Origin of the sequence: Stappia indica (genome assembly GCF_001696535.1) — a bacterium.
Classification (GTDB): domain Bacteria; phylum Pseudomonadota; class Alphaproteobacteria; order Rhizobiales; family Stappiaceae; genus Stappia; species Stappia indica.
Window position 1 is genome coordinate 42942 of record NZ_MBQE01000001.1, and the last position, 24971, is coordinate 67912.

Annotated in this window: 21 protein-coding genes; 10 read left to right on the forward strand and 11 right to left on the reverse strand. The window is 65.6% G+C overall.

The window, feature by feature from the left end:
• Positions 1-219: 219 nt before the first annotated feature.
• Positions 220-1521 (forward strand): multicopper oxidase family protein, encoded by a 1302-nt coding sequence (locus tag BBX35_RS00230; RefSeq protein ID WP_208979728.1) that lies wholly within the window; start codon positions 220-222, stop codon positions 1519-1521.
• Between the two features lie 58 nt (positions 1522-1579).
• Entirely contained in the window at positions 1580-1882 is a 303-nt protein-coding gene (locus tag BBX35_RS00235) for a DUF3144 domain-containing protein (protein WP_067214670.1), read from the forward strand.
• Positions 1883-1931: 49 nt separating this feature from the next.
• On the opposite strand, the gene BBX35_RS00240 is transcribed toward BBX35_RS00235, so the two are convergent.
• Positions 1932-3971 (reverse strand): 4Fe-4S dicluster domain-containing protein, encoded by a 2040-nt coding sequence (locus tag BBX35_RS00240; RefSeq protein ID WP_067214673.1) that lies wholly within the window; start codon positions 3969-3971, stop codon positions 1932-1934.
• Between the two features lie 249 nt (positions 3972-4220).
• Here BBX35_RS00240 and BBX35_RS00245 point away from each other — a divergent pair, with 249 nt between their 5' ends.
• Together BBX35_RS00245 and BBX35_RS00250 are read left to right on the forward strand one after the other, a co-directional pair.
• Positions 4221-4757 carry a DUF3305 domain-containing protein gene (locus BBX35_RS00245; RefSeq protein ID WP_171900661.1) on the forward strand — a complete coding sequence of 179 codons (537 nt, stop codon included), beginning with the start codon at positions 4221-4223 and terminating at the stop codon, positions 4755-4757.
• Entirely contained in the window at positions 4754-5506 is a 753-nt protein-coding gene (locus tag BBX35_RS00250) for a DUF3306 domain-containing protein (protein ID WP_067214678.1), read from the forward strand. The genes BBX35_RS00245 and BBX35_RS00250 overlap by 4 nt, the downstream gene beginning before the upstream one ends.
• Before the next feature lie 20 nt (positions 5507-5526).
• Here BBX35_RS00250 and BBX35_RS00255 read toward each other — a convergent pair whose 3' ends face one another.
• The gene (locus tag BBX35_RS00255) at positions 5527-5865 is read right to left on the reverse strand and encodes a hypothetical protein (protein ID WP_067214681.1); all 339 of its coding nucleotides are present in this window, start codon (positions 5863-5865) and stop codon (positions 5527-5529) included.
• A gap of 1 nt (position 5866) precedes the next feature.
• Positions 5867-6868, reverse strand: a complete 1002-nt coding sequence (gene moaA, locus BBX35_RS00260; RefSeq protein ID WP_067214684.1) for a GTP 3',8-cyclase MoaA — start codon at positions 6866-6868, stop codon at positions 5867-5869.
• Between the two features lie 225 nt (positions 6869-7093).
• Here moaA and BBX35_RS00265 point away from each other — a divergent pair, with 225 nt between their 5' ends.
• Both BBX35_RS00265 and BBX35_RS00270 read left to right on the forward strand, forming a co-directional pair.
• Entirely contained in the window at positions 7094-7465 is a 372-nt protein-coding gene (locus tag BBX35_RS00265) for a gamma-butyrobetaine hydroxylase family protein (RefSeq protein WP_067214685.1), read from the forward strand.
• A gap of 73 nt (positions 7466-7538) precedes the next feature.
• A complete protein-coding gene (locus tag BBX35_RS00270; RefSeq protein WP_244271541.1) occupies positions 7539-8252 on the forward strand; it encodes a L,D-transpeptidase in 714 nt (237 codons plus the stop codon).
• Between the two features lie 2 nt (positions 8253-8254).
• Here the strand turns inward: BBX35_RS00270 and BBX35_RS00275 are convergent, their stop codons facing one another.
• The 6 genes from BBX35_RS00275 to BBX35_RS00300 all read right to left on the reverse strand — a co-directional run bounded on the left by BBX35_RS00275 (position 8255) and on the right by BBX35_RS00300 (position 13437).
• Positions 8255-8716: a hypothetical protein gene (locus tag BBX35_RS00275; RefSeq protein WP_067214705.1), complete on the reverse strand. Its 462-nt coding sequence runs from the start codon at positions 8714-8716 to the stop codon at positions 8255-8257.
• Positions 8717-8848: 132 nt separating this feature from the next.
• A complete protein-coding gene (locus BBX35_RS00280) occupies positions 8849-9439 on the reverse strand; it encodes a L,D-transpeptidase (protein ID WP_244271542.1) in 591 nt (196 codons plus the stop codon).
• 324 nt (positions 9440-9763) lie between these two features.
• Positions 9764-11398 carry a fumarate hydratase gene (locus BBX35_RS00285; protein WP_067214708.1) on the reverse strand — a complete coding sequence of 545 codons (1635 nt, stop codon included), beginning with the start codon at positions 11396-11398 and terminating at the stop codon, positions 9764-9766.
• A 143-nt stretch (positions 11399-11541) separates the two neighbouring features.
• Positions 11542-12108: a YceI family protein gene (locus BBX35_RS00290; RefSeq protein WP_067214709.1), complete on the reverse strand. Its 567-nt coding sequence runs from the start codon at positions 12106-12108 to the stop codon at positions 11542-11544.
• Positions 12109-12203: 95 nt separating this feature from the next.
• Positions 12204-12791, reverse strand: a complete 588-nt coding sequence (locus BBX35_RS00295) for a cytochrome b (protein WP_067214712.1) — start codon at positions 12789-12791, stop codon at positions 12204-12206.
• 70 nt (positions 12792-12861) lie between these two features.
• Positions 12862-13437 (reverse strand): YceI family protein, encoded by a 576-nt coding sequence (locus tag BBX35_RS00300; RefSeq protein WP_067214715.1) that lies wholly within the window; start codon positions 13435-13437, stop codon positions 12862-12864.
• Positions 13438-13705: 268 nt separating this feature from the next.
• On the opposite strand from BBX35_RS00300, the gene BBX35_RS00305 reads away from it, so the two are divergent.
• Positions 13706-14338, forward strand: coding sequence for a glutathione S-transferase N-terminal domain-containing protein (locus tag BBX35_RS00305; protein ID WP_067214718.1), 633 nt, complete (start codon positions 13706-13708; stop codon positions 14336-14338).
• 27 nt (positions 14339-14365) lie between these two features.
• On the opposite strand, the gene BBX35_RS00310 is transcribed toward BBX35_RS00305, so the two are convergent.
• Positions 14366-15064: a glutathione S-transferase C-terminal domain-containing protein gene (locus BBX35_RS00310; protein ID WP_067214721.1), complete on the reverse strand. Its 699-nt coding sequence runs from the start codon at positions 15062-15064 to the stop codon at positions 14366-14368.
• Between the two features lie 381 nt (positions 15065-15445).
• Here BBX35_RS00310 and BBX35_RS00315 point away from each other — a divergent pair, with 381 nt between their 5' ends.
• Complete coding sequence (locus BBX35_RS00315; RefSeq protein ID WP_208979729.1) at positions 15446-20833, forward strand: alpha-2-macroglobulin family protein; 5388 nt, start codon at positions 15446-15448, stop codon at positions 20831-20833.
• A 26-nt stretch (positions 20834-20859) separates the two neighbouring features.
• The gene (gene pbpC / locus BBX35_RS00320) at positions 20860-22962 is read left to right on the forward strand and encodes a penicillin-binding protein 1C (protein ID WP_067214723.1); all 2103 of its coding nucleotides are present in this window, start codon (positions 20860-20862) and stop codon (positions 22960-22962) included.
• Positions 22963-22978: 16 nt separating this feature from the next.
• On the opposite strand, the gene BBX35_RS00325 is transcribed toward pbpC, so the two are convergent.
• Positions 22979-24073, reverse strand: a complete 1095-nt coding sequence (locus BBX35_RS00325) for an alpha/beta fold hydrolase (protein WP_244271580.1) — start codon at positions 24071-24073, stop codon at positions 22979-22981.
• Between BBX35_RS00325 and dapA the strand changes: the two genes are divergently transcribed.
• Positions 24072-24950: a 4-hydroxy-tetrahydrodipicolinate synthase gene (dapA, locus tag BBX35_RS00330; RefSeq protein WP_067214733.1), complete on the forward strand. Its 879-nt coding sequence runs from the start codon at positions 24072-24074 to the stop codon at positions 24948-24950. The genes BBX35_RS00325 and dapA overlap by 2 nt on opposite strands.
• Positions 24951-24971 lie beyond the last annotated feature (21 nt).

Genomic DNA, 24971 nt, shown 5'->3' on the forward strand with positions numbered 1-24971 from the left:
GCGCGGGAGGCGGTATCGTCGTCGTATTGGCTGCTTGCCGGCGCCGCGCTTCGCGCCAATTACCGGCAGTTCGTGACGCCGAAAGCCACACGAGGTCCTGCAATGACGACATGCCACGGGCCGTCGCGCCGTTTCCTGCTCCAGTCCGCGCTTGTTGCAAGCGCCTTGCCTTTCCTTCCGCGCATCTCTCTGGCGAGCGCATCTGCGCCGACGGAGCTGGTGGCCAAACCGGGAAAGGCCTCGCTTTGGGAAGAGGGCGGACCGCTTGCGGATATCTGGGGCTACGACGGCGGCGTGCCCGGGCCGGTTCTGCGGATGCGGCAGGGCGAAACCCTACGCGTCAACTTCCGCAACGAGCTTGACCAGCCGTCGACCATTCACTGGCACGGCATCCGCATCGACAACGCCTATGACGGCGTTGCCGGCCTGACGCAGGAGTCCGTCGAGCCCGGCGAGACCTTCGAGTATCTCGTCAAGGCGCCTGACGCAGGCACATTCTGGTACCATCCGCACAACAGAAGCTGGGAACAGATGGCGCGCGGTCTCTATGGCGTCCTGATCGTGGAGGAGAGCGAACCCGTCGCGGTCGACCGCGACCTCGTCATGGTGTTCGACGACTGGCGGCTCGACGAGGCGCGGCAGATTGATGTGGCGAGCCTCGGCATGCTGCATGACTGGGCCCATGCGGGGCGCCTCGGCAATGTGCTCACAGTCAATGGCCAGCCCTATCTGAAGCAGACCGTCACGCCCGGCGAACGCCTGCGCTTGCGCGTCCTCAACACCGCCAATGCGCGCGTGCTCCAGCTCCGCTTTGCCGGGCTTGCGCCGGTCGTCCTGGCGCTGGATGGGCAACCGGTCGAGCCCTATCCGCTGGCAGACGAGATTCTGGAGATCGCTCCGGCGCAGCGCTGCGACCTGATGATCGACATGCCGGGCGAGGCGGGCGTGTTCAAGGTCGAGGAAGTCTCGCGCGATCCCTTCGCGGCCTGCGAGCTGCGCGCCGAAGGCGAGCCCATCGCTCGCACGGCACCGCTGCCCGAGACTTTGCGGCTGCCGGAGAACCCGCTGGCGAGCGCGCTCGATCTCGAAGGCGCGCTTTCGGTCGATCTCCTGATGGAGGGAGGGGCGATGGGCCGCATGGGCGCCGCGATGCTGCACGGTGAAAGGAAGGGCATGCGCGACCTCATGGAGGCGGGCAAGGTCTGGAGCTTCAACGGCATCGCCGGCAGCCATCACGACCCGGCATTGTTCTCGACCGCGCTCGGCCGCACGGTGCGCATGCCCATCGTCAACGACACGCGCTGGCCGCATGCGATCCATCTGCACGGACATCACTTCAAGGTTCTCAGCCGGAACGGCGCACCGGTTGCACGGGAAGAGTGGCGCGACACGGTTCTGACCGCGCCGGGCGAACGTGTCGAGATCGCCTTCGTTGCCGACAATCCCGGAAAGTGGATGCTCCACTGCCATATGCTCGAGCATCAGGCGGCCGGCATGATGAGCTGGTTCGAGGTAAGCTGACCCTGGCCAAGGGCCGAACGGGTCACGACAATATCAACAGGAGAGGAACGTTTCTCGCATGGCCAACAGACAGGAGCGACGCGCAGGACGCGCATCAGGGACGCTCGATACGACCGGTTTCCTGCAGGTCGCGGGCAAGTTCATCGACGTTGCGAACCGCGAGAACCGCAAGATCCCGGCGACGGACCTGCAGATGGCCTTCCTCTGGGCGGCGGCCCGCTACAACGCGCATGTGGCAAAGGCGGTGGTCGGCGTCGAGGATCACGAGGATTTCGTGACGCAGATGGTCGAGAGCTACCGCGAAATGCTGCGGCAGAACCTCGCCGATCCGGAGCTCGATCCGCCTGCGGGGAGCGCCTGAAGTCCTTTTGGACGAGGACCGGTCGCCGCAGGACGGCGACCGGTCGATCTCAGTTGTCCTTCAGGAAGTCGTCCGCGGTCAGCGAGCCTTTTTCCATCGCCAGATAATCGTCGGTCGTGACGATCCGCGGCCTCGCGCCGCCGCGCAGCGGCGTATCGTCCATCTCCCACTGGGCCGAGATCCGGCAGTCGTCGCACATCTCGATCAGGGCTATCTGGTCGGCACGCTGGAACATCCAGTGCTTGCCGGACAGCTTTTCGCGGATGCGAGCAATGGATGAGCGCGTGCCGAAGGCCTTGCCGCAGGAAACGCAGGTCGCCGGCTCTTCCTCGTGCAGGACCTCTGGCCGCATGGCGCTCGGAGCGGCGTTGTAGCGCGCGTCCAGCGTGATGACCTGCTCCGGGCAGGTATTGGCACACAGACCGCACTGCACGCAGGCCGCTTCCGTGATGCTGACCTGGGGCTTGTCCGGATTGTCGGAAAGCGCTGCCGTCGGGCAGGCGGAGACGCAGGCGAGACAGAGCGTGCAGCCGTCGGAGGCGATCTGGATGCGGCCATAGGGCGCGTGCGCCGGTAGGGCGATCATCTCCTGTGGTGCCGGGGCACCGTCCAGCAGCCGGGCGATGGCGCTGCGGGCGACATCGCGCTTGGTGCCGACCGGGTCGAAACTTGCGGCGCGGACGGCGAGAGCCTTCGGCTGAAGACCGAAGTATCCGGTCACTGCGTCGGGATCGTCTTCGACGGCGATGGCGAAGGCGCCATCGGCCTGGTGGCCCATGCCGGCAAGCAGGCTCTCGCTCAGCTCGATTTCCATGCGCAGGGCATCGAGTTCGTGCGCCTTGGACGGCGGACACAGGAACACGATGCGCCGGGCGCCGGCGAGCACGGCGGCAAGCATCGCGTCATGGCCAAAGCTGGTGACCGAATGGGCGCCGTGCGGTAGCACGTTGCCGGGCAGGCCTTCGCCGAGCCGGGCGAGCGCGGTGATGATGTCGCCGCCGTGCTGACTCTCGTGGACGAGAAGGACGGCATCCTTGCCGCCCGCCTCGCGATAGGTGCCGAGCAATGCCTGCAGCTTGCGGATCTGGCTGCCGCGCTCCGGGTAGCGATAGCTGACCGCGCCCGTGGGGCAGTGCGCCGCGCACGAGCCGCAGCCTCCGCAAATGCCGGGATCGATGGCGATCTCGCGCCCCGTGCTGGAGATCGCGCCGGCGGGGCAGGCGTCCAGACAGTTGGTGCAGCCGGTCTTGCCCGAACGGCCATGGGCGCAGATCGAGGCGTCGTAGGTGACATAGAGCGGTTTTTCGAACGTGCCGACCATGTCGGCCATATCGAACATCGCTCGCGCCACCGCGGCCGGGTTGCCCGGATCGACGCGCATGTAGCCATCACGCTTGGAGGGGGCGCTGACCAACGGCGTTTCGCCGGACAGGTCGAGGATCAGGCTGCAATTGGCGCGCGCGCCGTCACGGGCGAGGGCGAAGGAGGGAGCCCCGCGCGAGGACGGCAGCATCTGGGCATAGCCGTCGACCGTCACCTCGAAATCGCCCAGCGATCCCTTGAGCGTACGGATACGCCCGGCATGAACCGGAATTTCCAGCGTGGCGGGCAGGATGAGATCCGAAACGTCGCTGAGCAGCAGCGAGACCGACAGACGTCCTTCAAGAGCTCGCGCCGCATCGAGCGCCTGCTGGCCGGCACCATAGACGAGGCAGACCCCATCGGACTCGATCGAGTGAAGGGCTGCCGGGGCTGAAGGTGCCAGCGCCTCGGCGAGCAGGGCGGAGATCTTGGGATGCGGGTCGGTCGAGGTTGCGCACCAGCCGGCGCGCTCGCGGATATTGACGAAGGAGAGCTCCTGATCGGCGCCGCGCTCCTCTGCGACTTCCTGGAACAGCGGCGCTTCCTGCGTGCAGGCGATCAGCAGCGGTTCGCCGGTCGCCAGCGCCTTTTCGAACGAGGCCATCTGCGCACGGCACAGCTGGGTGTGAACGGTGTGGTCCTTGTCCAGTCCTGCAATCCGGCCTGCGTCGAGACGCATGGTCTTTTCGCAGTTGCACAGCATGACCCGGGGTTTGCTCGACGCCATGTCGTTCCTCCGTGGCGCGTGCCCGTCCTGCATTGAAACGCCGGCGGGCCGCTCATATTCGATTTGCCCTGACACTAGCGCAATTCGTGACGATTTTCGTTACCTGACTGCACTTGTTCGCGTCCTTCTCGGCAGCAGCACTCTGGCGAGGCCTCCATGCGGCCGGGCCGCATTGCCTTTCCCTCTCGTGTGCCCCAGAATTACGCAGATACGACACTATCGGACCGCGCCTCGCGGGGAGGATTTCACGTGCAAAGGGAAGTGATTGCGCCGTTCGGCATCGTGCTGGAGCGCCGCCCGTCCCCTTCGAAATGGGCGGACTGGTCGTGGAGGATCGCGGAAGTGATCCCAGACGCGCCGGCAACGGACGGATGGGCGGTCATCCATGACGGCGATGGCGTGACCCGCTATCTCTCCGCACCGCATATGCTTGTTCTGCACCACAAGATGGTGGAGGCCTACGACGCGAATATCGAGACCGGCTCACCGTCGATCTGGGCGATGTTGGACGACGAGGTCACTCCGCAGATGCCGCCTTACAGGGTGCGCGGCATCACGGCCGATCCTTACGAGGCGCAGGGTGTCCTCGACAGTGCGGCAGGGCTGGTGGAGCGGTTGGCAATGCCGCGCGAAACGGTTGCCTGGATGGCACAGTATCTCGCCTCGCTGCCGGAGGCGCCTGCCTTCCGCAAGCGTCGCCGCGACCGGGTCGAGACCGAGAAGCAGATCTTCGGCAAGGAGCCGATCTTCTCGCCGCTCGGCCGCCGAGAGGAGCGCGAACCGTGAGCACCGAGACCGACCGCGGCTTTCTCTCGCGCTGGTCGCAGCGCAAGCAGGCGGCGCGCCAGCAGGGCGACGCAGACCGTGAGCACGCACCTCGCGATGGCGTGACTGCCGAGCCTGTCGACGGCGAGCCGGGAGGCGCTGCCGGACAGGAGAAGCCGACGCGCGAGGAAATCGCCAAGGCCAACCAGGCGGCAGCGGAGGCTGTCGATCTCGAGACACTCGGCTTCGACTCCGATTTCTCGCTGTTCCTCAAGGACGGCGTGTCCACCCAGCTGAAGAACGCGGCGCTGCGCAAGCTCTGGCGCTCCAACCCGGTTCTGGCCTGTGTCGATGGCCTCAACGATTACGACGACGACTATCGCACGGTCGAAACCTTTGCCGATGGGATCCGCTCGTCCTGGCAGGTCGGCAAGGGCTACAGCTGGATGTCCGAAGTGGAGGAAAGGCTGGAGGCGGTGGCGGATGCGGTCGATCTGCAGCCTGCTTCGGACCACGTTGCCGAACCTGCTTCCGGAGGGACAGAACCGGATGCCCCCGACAGTCTTGAGGATAAGGACTGCGATCTCGCAGAGACGCCGGGCGACGAGGAACCTGTCCTCGCGGGGGATCCGGCAGAGGCAGTTCAGGAGGAAGAAGTCCTGTCGCTTGCCGCGCCGATAGTGAACGACGACGACATGGTTCGGCCACGCCGCGTGCCGTCCGTTGAAGAGCCTGTTCGGCCTACCCGCAGGCGGGTGCGCTTTACCTGAAAAGACAGCCAGCTGCGCGCTTATTGCGCCGGAAACTGGCTCTCGCAATAACTGACCGCGCGCGAACGGAACGTATCGTAGCGCGCTGCATCCACCAGCCCTTCCTCGCGCATCTTGTCGACGGCACCGACACGCTCTGCGAGACAGGCGTCGAGCTGCGGATTGCCCGAGGAGGTCATGCCGGCACTGACGGTGCCGGAACTCTCGAACGGCGTCATGGCGACGCCTGCGAAGCCGACCTTCCCGATCCAGACCATGGCTCCCGCCAGTCCCGCGGCAATCGCGAGCGCAGCGATGCGCGCACCGGCGCCGTCGATGGCACGCGGGCGAGGGGAGCGGGAGACGGGAGCCTCCGTCATGTCAGCCGCCCGTCACGCTCATGTGGCGGGATACCGCCGGTTGGCGCGTGCGCCGGTCGATGATGAAGTCATGGCCCTTCGGCTTGCGTCCGATCGCCTCGTCGATGGCGTTGTACAACAGCTCGTCGCTTTCCGAAGCGCGCAGCGCGGCACGAAGGTCGGCGCTGTCGTCTTGACCGAGGCACATGTAGAGCATGCCGGTGCAGGTCACGCGGACGCGGTTGCAGCTCTCGCAGAAATTGTGGGTCATCGGAGTGATGAAGCCGAGCCGCCCACCGGTTTCCGCGATGCGCACGTAGCGGGCCGGGCCTCCCGTCTTGTAGGGAATGTCCTCAAGCGTCAGGCGCTCGGCCAGGTTGGCCCGCACGAGCGAAAGCGGCAGGTATTGGTCCGTCCGGTCTTCCTCGATCTCGCCGAGCGGCATGGTCTCGATCAGCGTCAGATCGTAGCCGTTGCCGTGGCACCATTCGAGCATCTGCACGATCTCGTGCTCGTTGACGCCTTTTAGGGCGACCATGTTGATCTTCACCGAGAGGCCGGCTTCCGTCGCCGCTCGGATCCCGTCCATCACCTTGGCAAGATCGCCCCAGCGGGTGATGGCGCGGAACCGCGCAGGGTCCAGCGTGTCGATGGACACGTTGATCCGCCGGACGCCGCAGTCGTAGAGCTCGGACGCATACCGAGCGAGCTGCGACCCGTTGGTGGTGATCGTCAGCTCCTCCAGATCGCCGCTGTCGATATGGCGCGAGAGCGAGCGGATCAGGCTCATGATGTTCTTTCGCACGAGCGGCTCGCCGCCGGTCAGGCGCAGCTTGCGCACGCCCTTGACGATGAAGGCGGAGCACAGCCGATCGAGCTCCTCGAGACTGAGGACTTCCCGCTTGGGCAGGAAGGTCATGTCTTCGGCCATGCAATAGACGCAACGGAAATCGCAACGATCAGTAACGGAAACGCGGAGATAGCTGACGGTTCGCCCGAAGGGGTCGATCATCTGCTGGGACATCGTGTGTTCCTTGCTCGGCCGCCTGTGCGGCCCCTTGATATGCGGACGCCGGACGCCTGCCGCCTCCGGGCTCCCTCCATTTGGGTATGAAGGTAGCGGAAAGAAGCCTTGCGTCAATTGTGCGCAGGGAGGAGACATCACCGGCCGCGGTCGCGCTTGCAGTTTGGCGCAGCCCTACTATCGTCGCCGGCAATCGATGCAACGCAACCTGGAAGGATTGGCAACGTGACCGACAGCAAGCCCTGGCCGACGGAACTCCGCCTCAGCAAGGACCGCAAGCGGCTGACCGTCACCTTCGACACTGGCGAGGCGCACGAGTACTCCGCCGAGTATCTGCGCGTCTGTTCTCCCTCCGCCGAAGTGCAGGGCCACTCGCCGGCGCAGCGCAAGACGGTGCCCGGCAAGATGGAGGTCGGGATCCTGCAGCTCGATCCGGTCGGCAACTATGCGGTGCGCATCCATTTCGACGACCTTCACAACACCGGGATCTTTTCCTGGGACTATTTCGTCAAGCTGGCGAACGAGCGCGAGGAACTGTGGGGCGGCTATCTTCGCGAAATGGAAGAAAAAGGGCTTTCCCGCGAGCCGCGCCGCTGAAACTGCCGTCGACAGCTGTCTGGAATCGTCTGCATAGTTGCGACGGATGGAATCACTTCGGAGAGTGCGAATCGTGAGCGGTGATGAAGCGACAGTCCGGTCTGCCGGACAGCAGAACCCGGGCCATGCGAGTGGGTTGAGCCGCCGGACGCTTCTGGCTGGTCTGCCCCTGCTGCTTGCGGCATGCCAGACCAAGAGCGGCGCGATCAAGAATGCCGGTCTCGAGGTTACGACGGAAGGCACCCCGAATTACGCGTTGGCCTATGCCGCGCGGCGCGACGGCGGCTTCAATATCCCGGCGATCCCGTGGAAGGAGTTCGATCCGCGCTACCTCCGCCAGTCGGTCCGCTACATGAGCCGCCACGAGCCGGGCACCGTGGTCGTCGATCCGCATGCCAAGTTTCTCTATCTGATCCAGCCGGGCGGCAAGGCGATCCGCTACGGCATCGGTGTCGGCCGTGCCGGTTTCGCCTGGTCTGGCGATGCGACGATCCGCTTCAAACGCGAATGGCCGAAGTGGTTCCCGCCGGCGGAGATGATCGACCGCGATCCGTCTCTTGAAAAGTACCGCGACGGACAGGATGGCGGCCCCCGCAATCCTATCGGCGCGCGCGGGCTCTACCTCTGGCAGGGCAATGTCGACACGCTCTACCGCATTCACGGGACTAATCAGCCGCGTTCCATCGGCACGAATGCATCCTCGGGCTGCATCCGCATGTGGCACCAGGATATCATCGACCTCTACGACCGGGTCGAGGTCGGCGCCAAGGTGGTCGTGCTCGGCTGAGATCAGCGTGCGGTAGCCGCCAGCTTTTCGGCATAGGCGAGGATCGCTTCGAGGTCGTCCTGTGACAGGACGACCTCGGCCAGCGTGGCAGGGCTGTCCTGCGGGCGCGGCGGTTCGTTTTCGAACCGCAGATGCGCAGGGTGAGGACGGCGCGCGAGAAAAGTCGCGAACCGGTCGTGCCAGTCTTCCAGTGCTGAGACCATGATCATGAAGGACGGGGTGGAGGAGATGCCGGTCATCCGGTTCTCCGGCGATACCACGTGACAGCGCGCGCAATGCAGCTGCGCCACAGCCTTGCCGCGCTGCGCCAGCGCATCGTCCGATGACTGGCCAAGGGCCTGCTCGGGCGCAAGAAGTCCAAGGACGAGCCCGAGTGTGATCAGGGTTCCGGCAGCGATCGTTGTCAGTGTCAGTTCGCGTGAGGTGGCGGTCTTCCACTGCGTCTGCGTCTCGTGCCCGGCCATCCCTGCGGCCTCCCTGTGCGCGCGTGAACAGATCAAGGATTACGCGGCAGTGCAGGCGGATCAACGAAAAAGGGCCGGCGAATTCGCCGGCCCTTCGTCATTTCGGGAAGTCTTGCCGTGTGAGCCGAAGACTCAGCGCTTGACCACCACGCGCGCGCCGACATCGACGCGGTCGTAGAGATGCACAACGTCGTCATTGGCCATGCGGATGCAGCCTGACGAGACGGCGGTGCCGATGGTCCAGGGCTCGTTGGAGCCGTGGATGCGGTACAGCGTGTTGCCGAGATACATGGCGCGCGCGCCCAGCGGGTTGTTCGGTCCGCCCGGCATATGCGCGGGCAGCACGCGGCCCTTGGCGCGCTCGCGGGCACGCATCTGCGGCGGCGGGGTCCAGCCCGGCCACTCGGCCTTGCGGCTGATGCGCTGGGTGCCGGCCCACTGGAAGCCTTCGCGGCCGACGCCGATGCCGTACTTCATCGCCCGGCCATTTTCCTGGACGTGGTAGAGGCGGCGCTCGCCGGTATCGATGATGATCGTGCCAGGCGCATAGGGGCCATCGTAACGCACGGTCTCGCGGCGGATCGGCGACTTGCCGCTCGGTGCGCCGTGGTTGCTGAAGTCCACCCACTTGCGGGTAGCAGGATCAAAGAAGCTGTTCGCGGCCGCAGGCGTCGCGATGGTCGCAGCAACGAGCGTTGCGGCAATCAGGTTGAAAAGGCGCATATCCAGTTTCCCCATCCGGTGGTCGTCCGAACCATCCTCTGAACCCAAGCGACAACGCGATGAAACTCGAATGGCAACTCGTCTCGAGAGAGGCGATGCTGCGGAGAGTGCTCCGGTGCGTGGCTCGCGTGGCGCTGTTTAACGATCTGGCTCGGAAACGATACTTCCCATTGTCCCTTGCGATGCGGTTAATGCAAAGGTCTCGACAGACAGGAAACTGCCATATTCGAAAAATGGTTGGCGTGACGACGGTCACATGATCGTGAGTTCGCCGCCCGAGGGTGGCGTCGATCCGCCGTCACGTCCGCAGGTAGGGCTCGGCCGTCAGCCGAGGTTGAGCTCCTTGAAGAAGTCGTTGCCCTTGTCGTCGATGACGATGAAGGCCGGGAAGTCCTCGACTTCGATGCGCCAGATCGCCTCCATGCCGAGTTCGGCGAACTCCACGACCTCGACCTTCTTGATGCAGTCCTGGGCAAGACGGGCGGCCGGGCCGCCGATGGAGCCGAGATAGAAGCCGCCATGCGCCTGGCAGGCGCGGCGCACCTGTGCGGAGCGGTTGCCCTTTGCGAGCATCACCATCGATCCGCCGGCTGCCTGGAACTGGTCGACATAGGCATCCATGCGCCCGGCCGTGGTCGGGCCGAAGGAACCGGAAGCATAGCCCTCCGGCGTCTTCGCCGGGCCGGCGTAATAGATCGGATGGTTCTTGAAATAGTCGGGAAGCGGTTCGCCCTTCTCCAGCCGCTCGCGCAGCTTGGCATGGGCAAGGTCGCGCGCCACGATAAGCGGTCCGCTCAGCGACAGGCGGGTCTTGATCGGATGCCGGGTCAGCTCGGCCAGGATCTCCGGCATCGGCCGGGTCAGGTCGACCTTGACGACGTGATCGGACAGGGTGTCGTCCGTCACCTCGGGCATGTACTTGTGCGGCTCGCGCTCCAGCTGCTCCAGATAGATGCCGTCGCGGGTGATCTTGCCCAGCGCCTGCCGGTCTGCCGAGCACGAGACGCCGATGCCGATGGGCAGCGAGGCGCCGTGACGGGGCAGGCGGATGACGCGCACGTCGTGGCAGAAATACTTGCCGCCGAACTGCGCTCCGACACCGGTCGCCTGGGTCAGCTTGTGGATCTGCTCTTCCATCTCCAGGTCGCGGAAGGCATGCCCGAGTTCCGAGCCTGTCGTCGGCAGCTGGTCGAGGTAGCGGGCGGAGGCGAGCTTGACCGTCTTGAGCGTGGTCTCGGCCGAAGTGCCGCCGATGACGATGGCAAGGTGATAGGGCGGGCAGGCGGCCGTGCCGAGCGTCAGGATCTTCTCCTTGATGAACTCGACGAGCCGATCCGGCGTCAGCAGCGACGGGGTGCCCTGGTAGAGGAAGGTCTTGTTGGCCGAGCCGCCGCCCTTGGCCATGAACAGGAACTTGTAGGCGTCGTCGCCCTCGCTATAGAGCTCGACCTGCGCCGGCATGTTGTTGGAGGTATTCTTCTCCTCGAACATCGATAGCGGGGTGAGCTGCGAATAGCGCAGGTTCTTCTTGAAATACGCGTCGCGCGCGCCCTCGGCGAGCTTGGCCTCGTCGCTGCCGTCGGTCCACACGCGGCGACCCTTCTTGCCCATGATGATGGCGGTGCCGGTGTCCTGGCACATCGGCAGCACGCCATGGGCAGAAATGTTGGCATTCTTCAGCAGGTCGAACGCCACGAACTTGTCGTTCTCGGTCGCCTCGGGGTCGTCGAGGATCTTGCGCAGCTGCTCCAGGTGCCCGGGGCGAAGGTAGTGGTTGATATCGGCAAACGCTTCCTCGGCCAGGATGCGCAGGCCCTCCGGCTCCACCACCAGCACCTCCTCGCCCTGGAACGTCGCGGTCGAGACGTAATCGGAGGTGAGCTTGCGATAGGGTGTGGGGTCTGCGCCCAGGGGAAACAGCGTGGAGTGGCGATAGTCGGGAGGCGTGGTCTCGGACATCGGTCTGCCTTGGCTGGAAGCTGAGGTGGATAGGTTTGGATGCCTTTTACGCCATCACCTTGCCGCCCGCCAAGTCGACTTGCGCCGGAGGCGGCGCGGAAGAGGAGCGCAGGTGTTGGTGCTCCTCTCTCGGCCTGTCGGCCTTACCGCTTCGCTGTGATGTCGATCTTCACTGCGACCTCGTCGCCGACCGTCGAGGCCGGGATGTCGGAGCCGATGCCGAAGACCAGTCGCATCAACGGTACCTCGGCCTGGGCGCGGGCGGTGTCGTTCTCGACTTCAAGCGTGAAGGGCAGGGTGAGCGGGACGGCCTTGCCCTTGATCGACAGCTCCCCGGCGGCCTCGAAGCGTCCGTCGCCAAGTGCGGTGATCTGCGAGGATTCGAAGACCGCCTGCGGATGGCTGGACGGGTCGAACCAGGAGGCACTCGACAGGGTCTGGTCGATCTGCGGCTGACCGGTGCCGGCCGTCGCGGTGTCGATGACGGCGCGGATGCGGGCATCTGCGACATTCTCCGGGGCCAGCGAGATCTCGGCCGTCCAGTTCTCGAACCGACCTTCCACCGGGCTGCCGTTCTGTGTGGCGACGAAGGAGAGGCTGCTTTGCGCCATATCGACCGTCCAGTCGCTGGCAGCGGCCGGGCCGGCAACGAGAAGACTTGCAAGCGTCAGGCCGAGCACTCGGCCCCGGATGTTTCGGGATTCAAGCATTGTGATGATCCTTGTGTCTTGGCTTCGCAGACGGTGCCCGGGAGGAGAGGACAAGCGCGGCAAAGCTGCTGCAGGGGGCGGCGGACCGTCGGTCTTCAGTCCGTACGACCGGCAGGCCCGGTCCGGACCATGCGCCGCAGCACGTCGTCCTTGTTGAGAAAATGATGCTTGAGCGCAGCGGCTGCATGCAGCAGCACCAGAAGAAGCAATCCGTTGGCCAGCAACTCGTGGACTTCCTTCAATGCGCTTTCGGCCTCTGCCTTCGTGCCCAGCGCCGACGGCACGGGCAGGTGTGGGACAGGCAGCGTGTCGAACACCACGGTCGGGATTCCCCAGGGCGAGGCGGACACCATCAGCCAACCGGACAGCGGGATCGCCAGCATCAACGCATAGAGGCCGGCATGGCCGAGATGGGCGGCGAGACGCTCTATCCTCGGCATCGTTTCGGGCAAGGCGGGCGAGGGGTTGGCGAAACGCCAGGCGAGCCGCGCCACCATGAGAGTGAGCACCACGAAGCCGAGGGACTTGTGCAGCTGGTACAGCGCGAAAGTGTCCGGTGCCATCGGATCGAGATCGCTCATGTATTTGCCGAACAGGAACAGCCCGATGATGAGCAGTGCCATCGTCCAGTGAAACAGGATCGCAACCAGACCATAGCCAGAGCGTGTGTTGCGCAGATGCATGGCGTTTTGATTCCTCGCGGCCGGAGGGGCGGGAACGAGCCCGGGAGGAGGCCCGTTCCCGGAAACCGTATTACTTCGCCTGCAGCGCTTCGGCGCTGAAGGAGATCGTAACCTCGTCGCCGACATAGGGCACGAACATGTTCATGCCGAAGTCGGAACGCTTTACGACGGTCGTCGCGTCGAGGCCGACAGCCGGGGTCTTCGCCATCGGATGCTCGCCGATCGAGTTGATGGTCACGTCGAACGTCACCGGCTTGGTGATGCCCTTGATGGTCAGATCGCCGGAGACGGCCAGCGTGTTCTCGCCGGTCTTTTCGACGCCGGTAGAGACGAAGGTGGCCGTCGGGTGGGCGGCCACCTCGAAGAAGTCGGCGCTCTTGAAGTGCGTGTCGCGCTCACCCCAGAACGTGTCGAGGCTGTCGGTGTTGACCGTCATCGAGATGCGCGAGTTGGCCGGCGTTTCCTGGTCGATCACCAGCTCGCCCTCCCAGTCGCCGAAGCGACCTTCGGTCGTCGAATAACCGAGATGGTTGTAGGAGAAGGTCAGATTGGCGTGGGACTTGTCGAAGTCGTAGGCGACGGGCTCTGCGATTGCGGGAGCAGCGGCGAGGGCGAGCGCAAGTGCGGCGGCAGTCAGACGGATCATACGGAACTCCTGGCATTTCTGTTGGCGATAAGAGGTACCGACCGCTCCTGCGGCCTGCCGAGGAAATCGTATGAAGGCGTTGCGTCATCAACCGCATGCAGCTGAATTCACTGTACGCGCTGCGTGAACAATAAAAGGATGTGCGGCCTCACTGTATGACGCTTGCGTGAAATCATCAGGTCGGGCACTTTCGCCAACGACCGCGCGCAGGCTGCGCGGCGACGAGGCCTTGGACGGGCCGGCCGGATCGGGAACGGAGATGCGGAATATGATCGACCTGTACACATGGAGCACGCCGAACGGCCGCAAGGTCTCGATCATGCTGGAGGAATGCGGGCTCCCCTATGAGGTATTCCCGGTCGACATCACCAATTCAGAGCAGCACGCGCCTGCGTTCGTCCACATCTCCCCGAACAGCAAGATCCCGGCGATCATCGACCGCGAAGCCGGTGTGAGCCTGATGGAATCGGGGGCGATCCTGCTGTACCTCGCCGAGAAGAGCGGCCGCTTTCTGCCGCCGGAGGGGCCGGAGCGGCTGCGTGTCATCGAATGGCTGATGTGGCAGATGGGCGGCTTCGGCCCGATGCTGGGCCAAGCCCATCATTTCCTGCATTTCAATCCGGGCAAGGCACCCTATGCCGAGGAACGCTACGCGAGCGAGGCCAAGCGGCTTTACAGCGTGCTCGACCGCCAGCTTTTGGAGCATCAGTTCGTCGCGGGCGAATATTCCATCGCCGACATGTCGATCTGGCCCTGGGCAAGCCGCTTCGAATGGCAGGGCATCAACCTGGCCGACTATCCCAACGTGCGCCGCTGGTATCTGGAGGTTGCCGCCCGGCCGGCCGTCCAGCGCGGCTATGACGTGCCGAGCGTGACCGCCGGGATCCCCATGCCGGCCTGAGACCGGCATGGGAACAGTTGTTGTCCGTCAGGAAGGAATCGAGATGGCGCGTTGCGACGCCGGCCGCCCGGAGCAGTCGGCGAACCAGCGCTGAACGTTGGCCAGCTTGTCGAGGCCGGTGATCTCGCCCGCGCCATAGAAGCCGCCGAGCGTGCGGATCCAGGGCCATACGGCGATATCTGCGATGGAATAGTCGTCGCCCAGGATGTAGGGGCGCCCGTCGAGGCGTTGCTCCAGCACGGCGAGCAGGCGTTTGGCCTCCGCCGTGTAGCGCTCGCGCGGATAGGGATCCTTGACCTTGTCGGCGACGAAGTAGTGGAAGTGGCCGAGCTGACCGAACATCGGGCCTAGCCCGCCCATCTGCCACATCAGCCACTGGATGCAGTGATAGCGGCCCGCAGGATCGGCGGGGATCAGCTTGCCGGTCTTCTCGGCAAGATAGAGAAGGATCGCGCCGCTCTCGAAAAGCGCCAGAGGCTTGCCGCCCGGACCGTCCGGATCGAGGATCGCCGGGATCTTGTTGTTCGGGTTCAGCGACAGGAATTCCGGCGTCATCTGGTCGTTCGTGTCGAACGAAATCTTGTGGGCCTCATAGGGAAGGCCGAGCTCTTCCAGAGCTGCGGATACCTTGATGCCATTCGGGGTTGCCAGCGAGTAGAGCTGAAGACGGTCAGGGTGGGCCGCCGGCCAGCGGCGCGTGATCGGAAAGTCGGCAAGTGACGCCATGGGTCTGCTCCCGGAAGCTGTGTGAGTGTGCCATTCTTAGGAAATCCGGACGGAGCTGTCGCGGCGTGTTTTCTCGAGGTGGCCAGTCACCCCAGGCGCTTGTCCTGCAAAGTGCGATTTTTGGTCTTGGACTTGTCACGATTGCATGCTCCGATCCGCGCTCGGTGAGTTGAGAACCGCACCGGCGACTGGCGCCCTCGGGAGGGGCGGGCCGTAATGGACCCGCAAGCCAGGCCGGAAGCCCGGGGGGACGTCATGCACGGCAAATTCGGAAAATTCGGTCTGGGTGGCATCCTTGTCCCGGCCTTGGCCGGGTTGATGGCTCTCGGGCTCGCGACTGCTCCGCGGGCTATCGCTCAAGAGAGCGGCGAACGACGCATCGTGACGGTCGACGATGCCGACTATTTCGGAGCCGATTTCCGCACGCTGAAGGACGTCGATCTCGACACCTGCAAGACCGCCTGCCTCGACAGCAACCAGTGCCGGGCCTTCACCTACAACACGTCCGCCCGCTGGTGCTTCATGAAGTCCGACGTCGGGCAGCTGCAATCTTTCGCCGGCGCAGTTGCTGGCCGCGTGGTGACGGTGGCGCGCCGGGACGATGCGAGTCGCAAGGCCAGAAACGAAGAGCTCTCCTTTCTTTCACGCTCGCTGATGGACGATGCGGCCGCCTATGCCCGGCGGCTTCCGCGCAACTTCAAGGCTGGCGGAGAGAGCTCCGGCCAGCTCGAATCACAGGCGCGGGCAGCCTTTGGATCTCGCAACTTCGACGAGGCGGAGCGCCAGTTCGCTCGCGCACTGACGCTGGATGCCGAGAGCAACGATCTCTGGATGGGGCTGGTCGGCTCCCTGCTTGCGCAGGAGCCGTCCGACTGGCAGCGGCGCAACCAGGTCGAAACCGATGGAACGCTTGCAGCCATCAACGCCTACCTGACCTCGGCTGGCGAGGATGAGCAGGTCCAAGCTCTCGATTCGCTCGCGTCTTCGCTGGAACGCCGCCAGCTCTACAAGCCGGCGATCAAGGCCCTGCGCGCCGGCCTTGCCATGGACGAGACGCCCGCGCGGCGCGCGCGTTACGACCAGATGGTCGCAACCCACGGCTTCCGAATTCTCGACCATCAGGTCGATTCCGACGCGGTGAGCCCGCGCATCTGCGTCGTGTTCTCCGATACGCTTCAGCGCGGCGCCGATTTCTCGCCCTTCGTGCAGGTGACAGGCGAGGGCACCTATTCGGTCGAGGGCGACGGCTCCCAGATTTGTGTCGACGGGATCCGCCACGGCGAGCGCTACGCGCTGCAGCTCCGCTCCGGAATTCCCTCCGCGGACGGAGAAAAGCTCGAGAAGTCCGCCAATCTGACCGTGTACGTTCGAGACCGCGCGCCGTCCGTGCGGTTCCTCGGTCGGGCCTATGTGCTGCCGGCAGGCGACGGCGCAACGATCCCTCTGGTCACGGTGAACACGAAGACCGTGGAGACGGAAATCTATCGCATCGGCGAGCGCGGATTGACGCCGGCCCTGCGGGACAGCCGCATCCTGTCGCAGCTCAACAGCTACCAAGCGGAGCAGGTGCGCGATCAATACGGCGAGAAGCTGTGGTCCGGGACCGTTGAAACCGAGTTGCGCTTGAACCAGGACGTGACGACCGCGGTCCCGGTCGCGGACTTCGAGCTGACCATGCAGCCCGGCATCTACGCAATGGTCGCCCGCGCGCGCGAGGACAAACAGAACGAATGGGGGCCCTGGGCGACCCAGTGGTTCCTGGTGTCCGATCTTGGCGTCAGCTCCTATACCGGCTCGCAGGAAACCGTCGTTTCCGTTCGCAAGCTCTCCGATGCCGGCCCCGTCGAAGGGGCCAAGGTGCGGCTTGTCGCGGTGAACAACGATGTGCTCGGGGAAACCACGAGCGATGCCGACGGTTTTGCGACGTTTCCTCCCGGTCTGTCGCGCGGAACGGGCGGACGTGCGCCGGCGCTTGTAAGCGTCGAGACCTCGGGCAATGGCGACTATGCCTTCCTCGACTTGACCAAGCCGGCGTTCGATCTGTCGGATCGAGGCGTGGAAGGGCGTGCAGCCCCTGGACCCGTCGATGTCTTTGCCTGGCTCGATCGGGGTGTCTTCCGGCCCGGCGAAACGGTTCATGTCGGCGCGATGGCGCGCGACCGCGGCGCCATGGCCGTCGACGGTCTGCCGCTCACCTTCATCTACGAGCGTCCCGACGGCGTCGAGCACAGCCGCGTTCAGGTCTCGGAGGTAGGAGCCGGTGGCCGTGCCCATGCGCTGGAGCTTCCGGTGAGTGCCCAGCAGGGAAGCTGGTCCGTCGCCATTTATGCCGATCCGAAAAGCGACGCTCTGGCGCGCCTGTCGTTCCTCGTGGAGGACTACCAGCCGGAGCGCGTGGACTTCACACCGCAGACCGAGGCGAAGGTCTTCGATCTCGAGGCGCCGCCCACGGTGTCGCTGCAGGCCAGCTTCCTCTACGGCGCTCCGGCATCCGGTCAGCGGGTCGAGGGCGAGGTCGTGGTGTCGCCCACCCGCCAGTTCCCCGGTTTCGATGGCTACACGTTCGGCCTTGTCGACGAGCAGATCTGGCCCGAGCGGACTTCTTTGCCGGACGGCGTGACCACGGACGAGGAGGGCAAGGCAAGCTTCACGCTGCCCGTGCCGCAGTTGCAGCCGACGACGGCGGGTTACACCGCCAAGGTGATCACGCGCGTTGTCGAGGCGGGCGGGCGCTATGTCGAGCGGACCCTCGATCTCCCTGTTCTTGCCGACGGACGCCGCATCGGCGTTAAGCCGGCCTTCGAGGGGGGCGTCGATGAAGGCGCACCCGCCGAGTTCGAGCTTGTCGCGCTCGACAAGCAGGGGGATCGGATCGCGGCCGACGTCCAGTGGACGCTGTCGCGCATCGATACCCGCTACCAGTGGTACCGCGCCGACGGTCGCTGGTCCTTCGAGCCGGTGACCACGAGCCGGCGCGTCGCGAATGGCGAGGCGAGCCTTGCCGCCGACCAGCCTGCGCGCTTGTCCGTGCCGGTCGAGTGGGGCGAGTACCGCCTTGAGGTCGCGGCGAACGGAGCAGAGCCGGCTGCGACCAGCATTACCTTCAACGCCGGCTGGTATGTCTCCTCGGCCTCTTCGCAGACGCCGGACGTGCTCGATGTCGGACTTGACAAGAAGGCCTACCGCGCCGGCGAGACGGCAAAGCTCCGTCTGAAGCCGCGTTTCGACGGTATCGCGCTGGTCTCGGTGATGGCTGACCGGCTGATCGAGAGCCGCGTTGTCGAGGTTTCCGAAGGCGAGACGGAAGTCGACCTTGCCGTGACCGACGATTGGGGCAGCGGCGCCTATGTCACGGCGACCCTTCTGCGGCCGATGGACATCGAGGCCAAGCGCATGCCCTCGCGTGCGCTCGGCTTGCAGTGGCTGTCCGTCGATCCGGGCGAGCGCCGCCACACTGTGGAAATCGACGCGCCGGAGACGATGCGTCCGCGCTCGACCATGGAGGTCGGGCTGACGATCTCCGGCCAGCCTGCCGGCAAGCCGGCCTTTGTCACCGTGGCCGCCGTCGATGTCGGCATCTTGAACCTCACCCGCTTCCAGACGCCGGATCCGGCCGGCTGGTATTTCGGCCAGCGGCGCCTCGGCGTCGAGATTCGCGACTATTACGGCGAACTGATCGACCGCACGGTCGGGGACCTCGGCGTGGTGCGCTCCGGTGGCGATGGCGGAGGCCTCTCCTTTGCTGCGCCTCCGCCGCAGGAAGAGCCGATGGCGCTCTTCTCAGGCGTTGTCGAGACGGATGCGGACGGCAAGGCGACCGTGACGTTCGAGGTGCCTGACTTCAACGGCACCGTGCGTCTGACTGCGGTCGCCTGGAGCGAGAGCGGCGTCGGACATGCCGAGAAGGATGTGACGGTGCGCGATCCGGTCGTGGTAACTGCCACGCTGCCGCGTTTCCTGGCTCCGGAAGACCAGTCGCGTCTCCTGGTGGAGATCGACAATGTCGAGGGAGCTGCGGGCGACTACGTGTTGCAGGCGGCCGTCGAAGGACCGGTCTGGCTGCAGGCGGAAGACGTCTCGCGCACGCTTTCGCTGGCCGCCGGCGAGCGGCAGACGCTGCGCATGCCTCTGATGGCAGAAACCGGCACGGGCGATGCGACGCTGACCCTGACGCTGGAAGGGCCGGATGGTTCGGTTGCTGAAAAAGTGTTGTCGCTCGGTGTTCGCGACACGATGCCGCCGCTGACGCGCCGGTCCTTCGTGACGCTGGCCGCCGGTGCCGGCCTGACGCTGGACGACGGCACGCTGGCCGGCATCGTGCCGGCAAGCGCCAGCGTGAGCGTGGCCGCCGGCGGAGCCGCGCGGATCGATATCCCGGGTCTTCTCGGTGCGCTCGACCGCTATCCTTATGGCTGCACCGAGCAGATGACGAGCCGCGCCCTGCCATTGCTCTATCTCAACGAGCTGGCCGTCGCGAGCGGCCTGAAGACCGACGGCGAGATCCGCGGTCGGATCGAGCAGGCCATTGTGCGGGTGCTGGGCAACCAGAGCTCGAACGGGTCGTTCGGCCTGTGGTCGAGCTTCGGCACACAGGACACGTGGCTGGATGCCTATGTCACCGACTTCCTGCTGCGTGCCCGCGACCGGGACTACAACATCCCGACCCAGGCGCTGGAATCGGCTCTGGAGAACCTTGAAAACCGCATTGCCTATGCTTCGGACTTCGACGATGGCGGGGAGGGGATCGCCTATGCGCTCTACGTTCTGGCCAGTGCCGGGCGCGCATCGATCGGCGATCTGCGCTACTACGCAGATGTAAAGCTCAGCGATTTTGGAACGCCGCTCGCCAAATCGCAGATCGCCGCGGCCCTTTCTCTTTACGGCGAGAGCGGACGGGCGGAGCGTGCCTTCGAGACGGCCGTCGGGGAGACCGGACAGCCCGAAAGCACGAGCTATCGCGCCGACTACGGCACGGCCTTGCGCGACTCCGCCGGCGTGCTGGCCTATGTGACCCGGGCTAGCGCTGACTCCATCGATACGGCCGCCCTGACACGCGATGTCGCGAACCGGCAGGACGCAACGCCCGCTCTGTCGACGCAAGACATGGCCTGGCTGCTGGTGGCCGGCCATGAGCTGGAGCAGAAGGCGGAGGCTGCGAGCTTCGCGGTCGACGGGACGGTGGTCAGCGGACGTCTCGACCGGCGGCTGACTGGCGAGGCCGTCGCCGGACAGCCCATGCGGGTCGAGAACCGGGGCGACAAGCCAGCCGATGTGGTGATCACTGTCAGCGGACGTCCGGTCGAACCGGAACCGGCCGGCGGAACCGGCTACAGCATTACCCGTGCGCTTTACGACCTCGACGGCAACGAGCTCAGCTCTGATGCGGTGCCGCTCAACACCCGCGTTGCGGTCGTATTGACGGTGACGCGCGACCGGCCGGGCAAGGGGCGCATCATGGTGGTCGACCGGCTGCCGGCCGGTCTGGTCATCGACAATCCGCGTCTGGTGCGCTCGGGCGATCTCGGTGGTCTCGATTGGCTGTCGACGGTCGACAACACCGACCATGTCGAGTTCCGCGACGACCGCTTCGTCGTCGCGCTGGACGAGTCCCAGCAGAACATCGACGTCATGACCTTCGCCTATCTGGCGCGGGCGGCGCTGCCGGGCAGCTTCGCCCATCCGCCGGCGACGGTGGAGGACATGTATCGGCCCGACCTTGCGGCCCGCACCGATACGGGGCGGCTCGAGGTGCTCGGCCCGCTGCGCTGACGCCGTAACCGGGGAAGGGGCGGCGAATGGCCCGGACAGCACGAGGCAGGCAATTGCGGCGGCTGGCGATCAGCCTGTGCTGCATTGCCGCCCTGTGCGTTCTTGCCATTGGCGCCACCTTGGGTTTCCAGGTCCTGTCGCTCGGCCGTGAGGATCTGCCCGGTGCCGTGGAGATGTCCCGTTCGGTCAGCGACAGGAACGGCAGGCTTCTTCGCGCTTTCCAGACCAGCGACGACCGCTGGCGGATGCCGGTGTCGCCGGATGAGGTGGACCCGCTCTACCTGTCGATGCTGCTGGCCTACGAGGACCGGCGCTTTCGCGACCATCACGGTGTCGATCCGCTGGCGATCCTGCGGGCCGGCTGGCAGCTTGCGACCCACGGGCGGATCGTTTCGGGTGCCTCGACCCTGACCATGCAGACCGCCCGGCTTCTGACGGAAGCCCCGACACGCTCGCCCCTTTCGAAGTGGCGTCAGATCGTGCTGGCCCTGGCGCTTGAGCGCCATCTCGACAAGACGGAGATCCTGTCGCTCTACCTCGCGCGCGCACCCTTCGGCGGCAATATCGAGGGTGTGCGGGCGGCAAGCCATGCATGGTTCGGCAAGGAGCCGGCACGGCTGACCCCGGCACAGGCCGCACTGCTGGTGGCCCTGCCGCAATCGCCGGAGGCGCGTCGTCCTGACCGGTTTCCCGAGGCTGCGCGCACAGCCCGCGACCGGGTTCTGCAGGCCGCAGTGGAGGCGGGGCTGCTTACCTCCGAGGATGTTGTGGCAGCCAGGCGCGAGGCGGTTCCTGCGCGCCGACGGCCGGTGCCGATGCTCGCCCCGCACGCGACCCGGCAGGCGCTCGCCCGCAACGATGCCACCGATCAACGACTGACCATCGAAGCGGAATTGCAGGCGCGGCTGGAGGCGATGGTGGCGGAGCGGGCCGGCCGACTCGGCAGCCATGTGTCCGTTGCCTTGATCGTTGCCGACAATGCGAGCGGCGAGATTCTGGCGCGTGTCGGCTCCGCCGAGCTCTTGTCGCAGGCGCGGCGCGGCCATGTAGACATGAGCGGTGCAATCCGCTCTCCGGGGTCCACGCTGAAGCCGCTGATCTACGGGCTTGCCTTTGAGCAGGGGGTCGCCCATCCCGACAGCCTGATCGAGGACCGCCCGACGACCGTTGCCGGCTACAGCCCGACCAATTTCGATCTGTCGTTCCAGGGGACTGTCCGTGTTCGCGAGGCCCTGACCGCCTCGCTGAACGTGCCGGCGGTGACGCTGCTCGATGCGGTCGGCGTGTCGCGCTTCATGTCGCGACTGAAGCGGGCCGGCGCGACGCCGCGTTTCCCGCAAGGCGAGGCGCCGGGCCTGGCAGCGGCACTCGGCGGTTTCGGCATCTCGCTTCGCGAGCTCGTCGCGCTTTATGCCGGCATCGCGCGCGGCGGCGTTGCTGTGCCGTTGCACGAGACGTTGGAAACGGGCGCGAACGAAGCCCTGCGCAGTGAGGATCGCCGGTTCCTGTCGGAAATGGCATCCTGGCGCATCGCCGACATCCTGTCCGAAGTTCCGCCGCCCGATACGGCGAATGGTGCCGGCATCGCCTACAAGACCGGTACGTCCTACGGTTACCGAGATGCTTGGGCCGTCGGGTTCGACGGGCGCCACACCATCGGGGTCTGGGTCGGCCGCGCCGATGGCACACCGGTGCCGGGGCTTACGGGCTACAAGTCCGCCGCACCGCTTCTGTTCGATGCCTTCCAGCGGGTGGCTGCCCGCAGGACACCGCTGCCGCAGCCGCCGAAGGAGTTTGACCCGGTCGCGGATGCCGTGCCCGCCCCCCTGCGCTATGCCCGTACCGTGACGCGTCCCGACGGGATGCACACGCAGAGCGGGCCGGAGATCTTCTATCCGCCGAACGGTGCGACCGTCGACCTTGGGCTCGGCGAGGGCAGTCAGGCGGCGCTGGTGGTGAAGCTGCGGCGGGGCAAGGCGCCGTTCCTCTGGTTGGCGAACGGGGCGCCCGTTGCCAGCGGTCCTTTCGCGACATCGCTGGTCTGGCAGCCGGACGGGCCCGGAGCCTCCACCATCTCGGTCATCGATGCGGACGGGAACTCGGCGCGCGTGACGCTGGATCTCAGGTAAGGACAGGCGCGGACAGTCAGCGTAAGCGCGACAGGAACCTGGCGATCACGACCTGGGTCTCCGCGTCCCACAACAACGGGGCATGGCCCTCATCGGCAATCGTGTGCCTTTCGAGGTCCGGACTGCGCTCTTTCATCCTGGAGAAGGTTTCGACACTCAATATGTCCGAATGGGCGCCGCGGATCGCCAGCATTGGGACGCGCGAGATCGCATCGAAAACGGGCCAGAGATCGGGCAGCTCCGTCTCCTCGTCGATGACACCCAACGTGTTGGCGAGACGGGCGTCGTAGTCGAGCTGGATACCGTCCCCGGTTTCCACGTAGAGCTGTCGGGCCAGGCGCAGCCAGCCTTCGGCATCGACACGGGGAAACTGGCTGGCGAGCGCGCCGCGCAGGCGCTCTGCCGCCTCCTGCCAGTTGGCGGCACGCATGCGGCCACCGATCTCGCCGGAAATTCTCTTCAGGCCGGCGCGTGCGATCTCCGGACCGATATCGTTCAGGACGAGGCCGGCAACACGATCCGGCGCTCGCCAGGCAAGCAGCATCCCGTGAAGTCCGCCACGCGACGTTCCGACGACAGCGATGCGGCCCAGCGAGAGGGCGGCGAACCCTGCATCGATGTCCTTTGCCTCGCATTCGATGGAATAGGTGCGCCAGTCCGGATGGCGCCCCGAGCGACCCCGTCCGCGATAGTCCATGGCGATGACCCGATGTCCGCAGCCGGTGAGATAGTCGGCGAGCGGCGCGAAGTCGCGCGTGTTGCGAGACAGGCCCGGCAGACACAGCACGTCAATGCCGGTCGGCTGCCTCGGTTCCCAAAAAGCCGCAGACAGGGTGATCCCGTCATCGGACTGCCATTCGCGATAGCGCGGCTGCATATCGGCCGTGTCTGCTGTATCCATTTCCGCCACCACGTTTTTCGCCAGGACTCGCTGAGTTCGGGAAGATGATAGGCGCCGTGGTGGAGCCGCGGAAAGCGCTTTGTCGGCGAACGTTGCGGCGGATGCGGTCCCGACACCGGGTCGATGTTGCGTCGGTCCCGTGTGACGACTATTGTGCGCCTCCCGGACGGTCGGTCCGGGCCAAACGCCACACTCCAAGAGGTCCAGCATGTTCAAGGGATCCATCCCCGCACTCGTCACGCCGTTTCGCAATGGAGCGGTCGACGAGAAAGCGTTTCAGGAGTTTGTGGACTGGCAGATAAAAGAGGGCAGCCACGGTCTCGTCCCGGTGGGAACCACCGGCGAAAGCCCGACGCTGAGCCATGCGGAGCACAAGCGCGTCATCGAGCTGTGCATCGAGGCCGCAGGTGGCCGCGTGCCGGTAATGGCCGGTGCGGGCTCCAACAACACCGTCGAGGCCATCGATTTCGCGACCCATGCCGAGAAGGCGGGTGCGGATGCGCTGCTGATCGTGACGCCCTATTACAACAAGCCGAACCAGCCCGGCCTGATCGCCCACTACCGTGCGATCGACGCGGCTGTCGGTATCCCCATCTACATCTACAACATCCCCGGCCGGTCGGTGATCGACATGCAGCCGGAGACGATGGCGGAGCTGTTCCAGACGTCGCGCAACATCAAGGGCGTGAAGGACGCAACGGCGAACATGGCGCGTGCCAGCCGCCAGCGCGAGCTGTGCGGGCCGGACTTCGTGCAGCTGTCGGGCGAGGACATCACCGCGCTCGGCTTCAACGCTCATGGCGGAACGGGCTGCATCTCTGTCACGGCGAACGTCGCGCCGCGGCTATGCTCCCAGTTCCAGGAAGCGATGCTGGCGGGCGATTTCGCCACTGCCCTGTCGATTCAGGACCGGCTGGCGCCGCTGCACAATGCGCTGTTCATCGAGCCGAACCCGACGGGCGCGAAATATGCCCTGTCGCTCCTCGGCAAGCTCGAGAATGAACTGCGCCTGCCGCTGGTTCCCGTCTCCGAGACCACCAAGGCCACGATCCGCGATGCGATGACGCACGCGGGCCTGCTCAACTGACAAGGACGGCTTGCCGGGCGG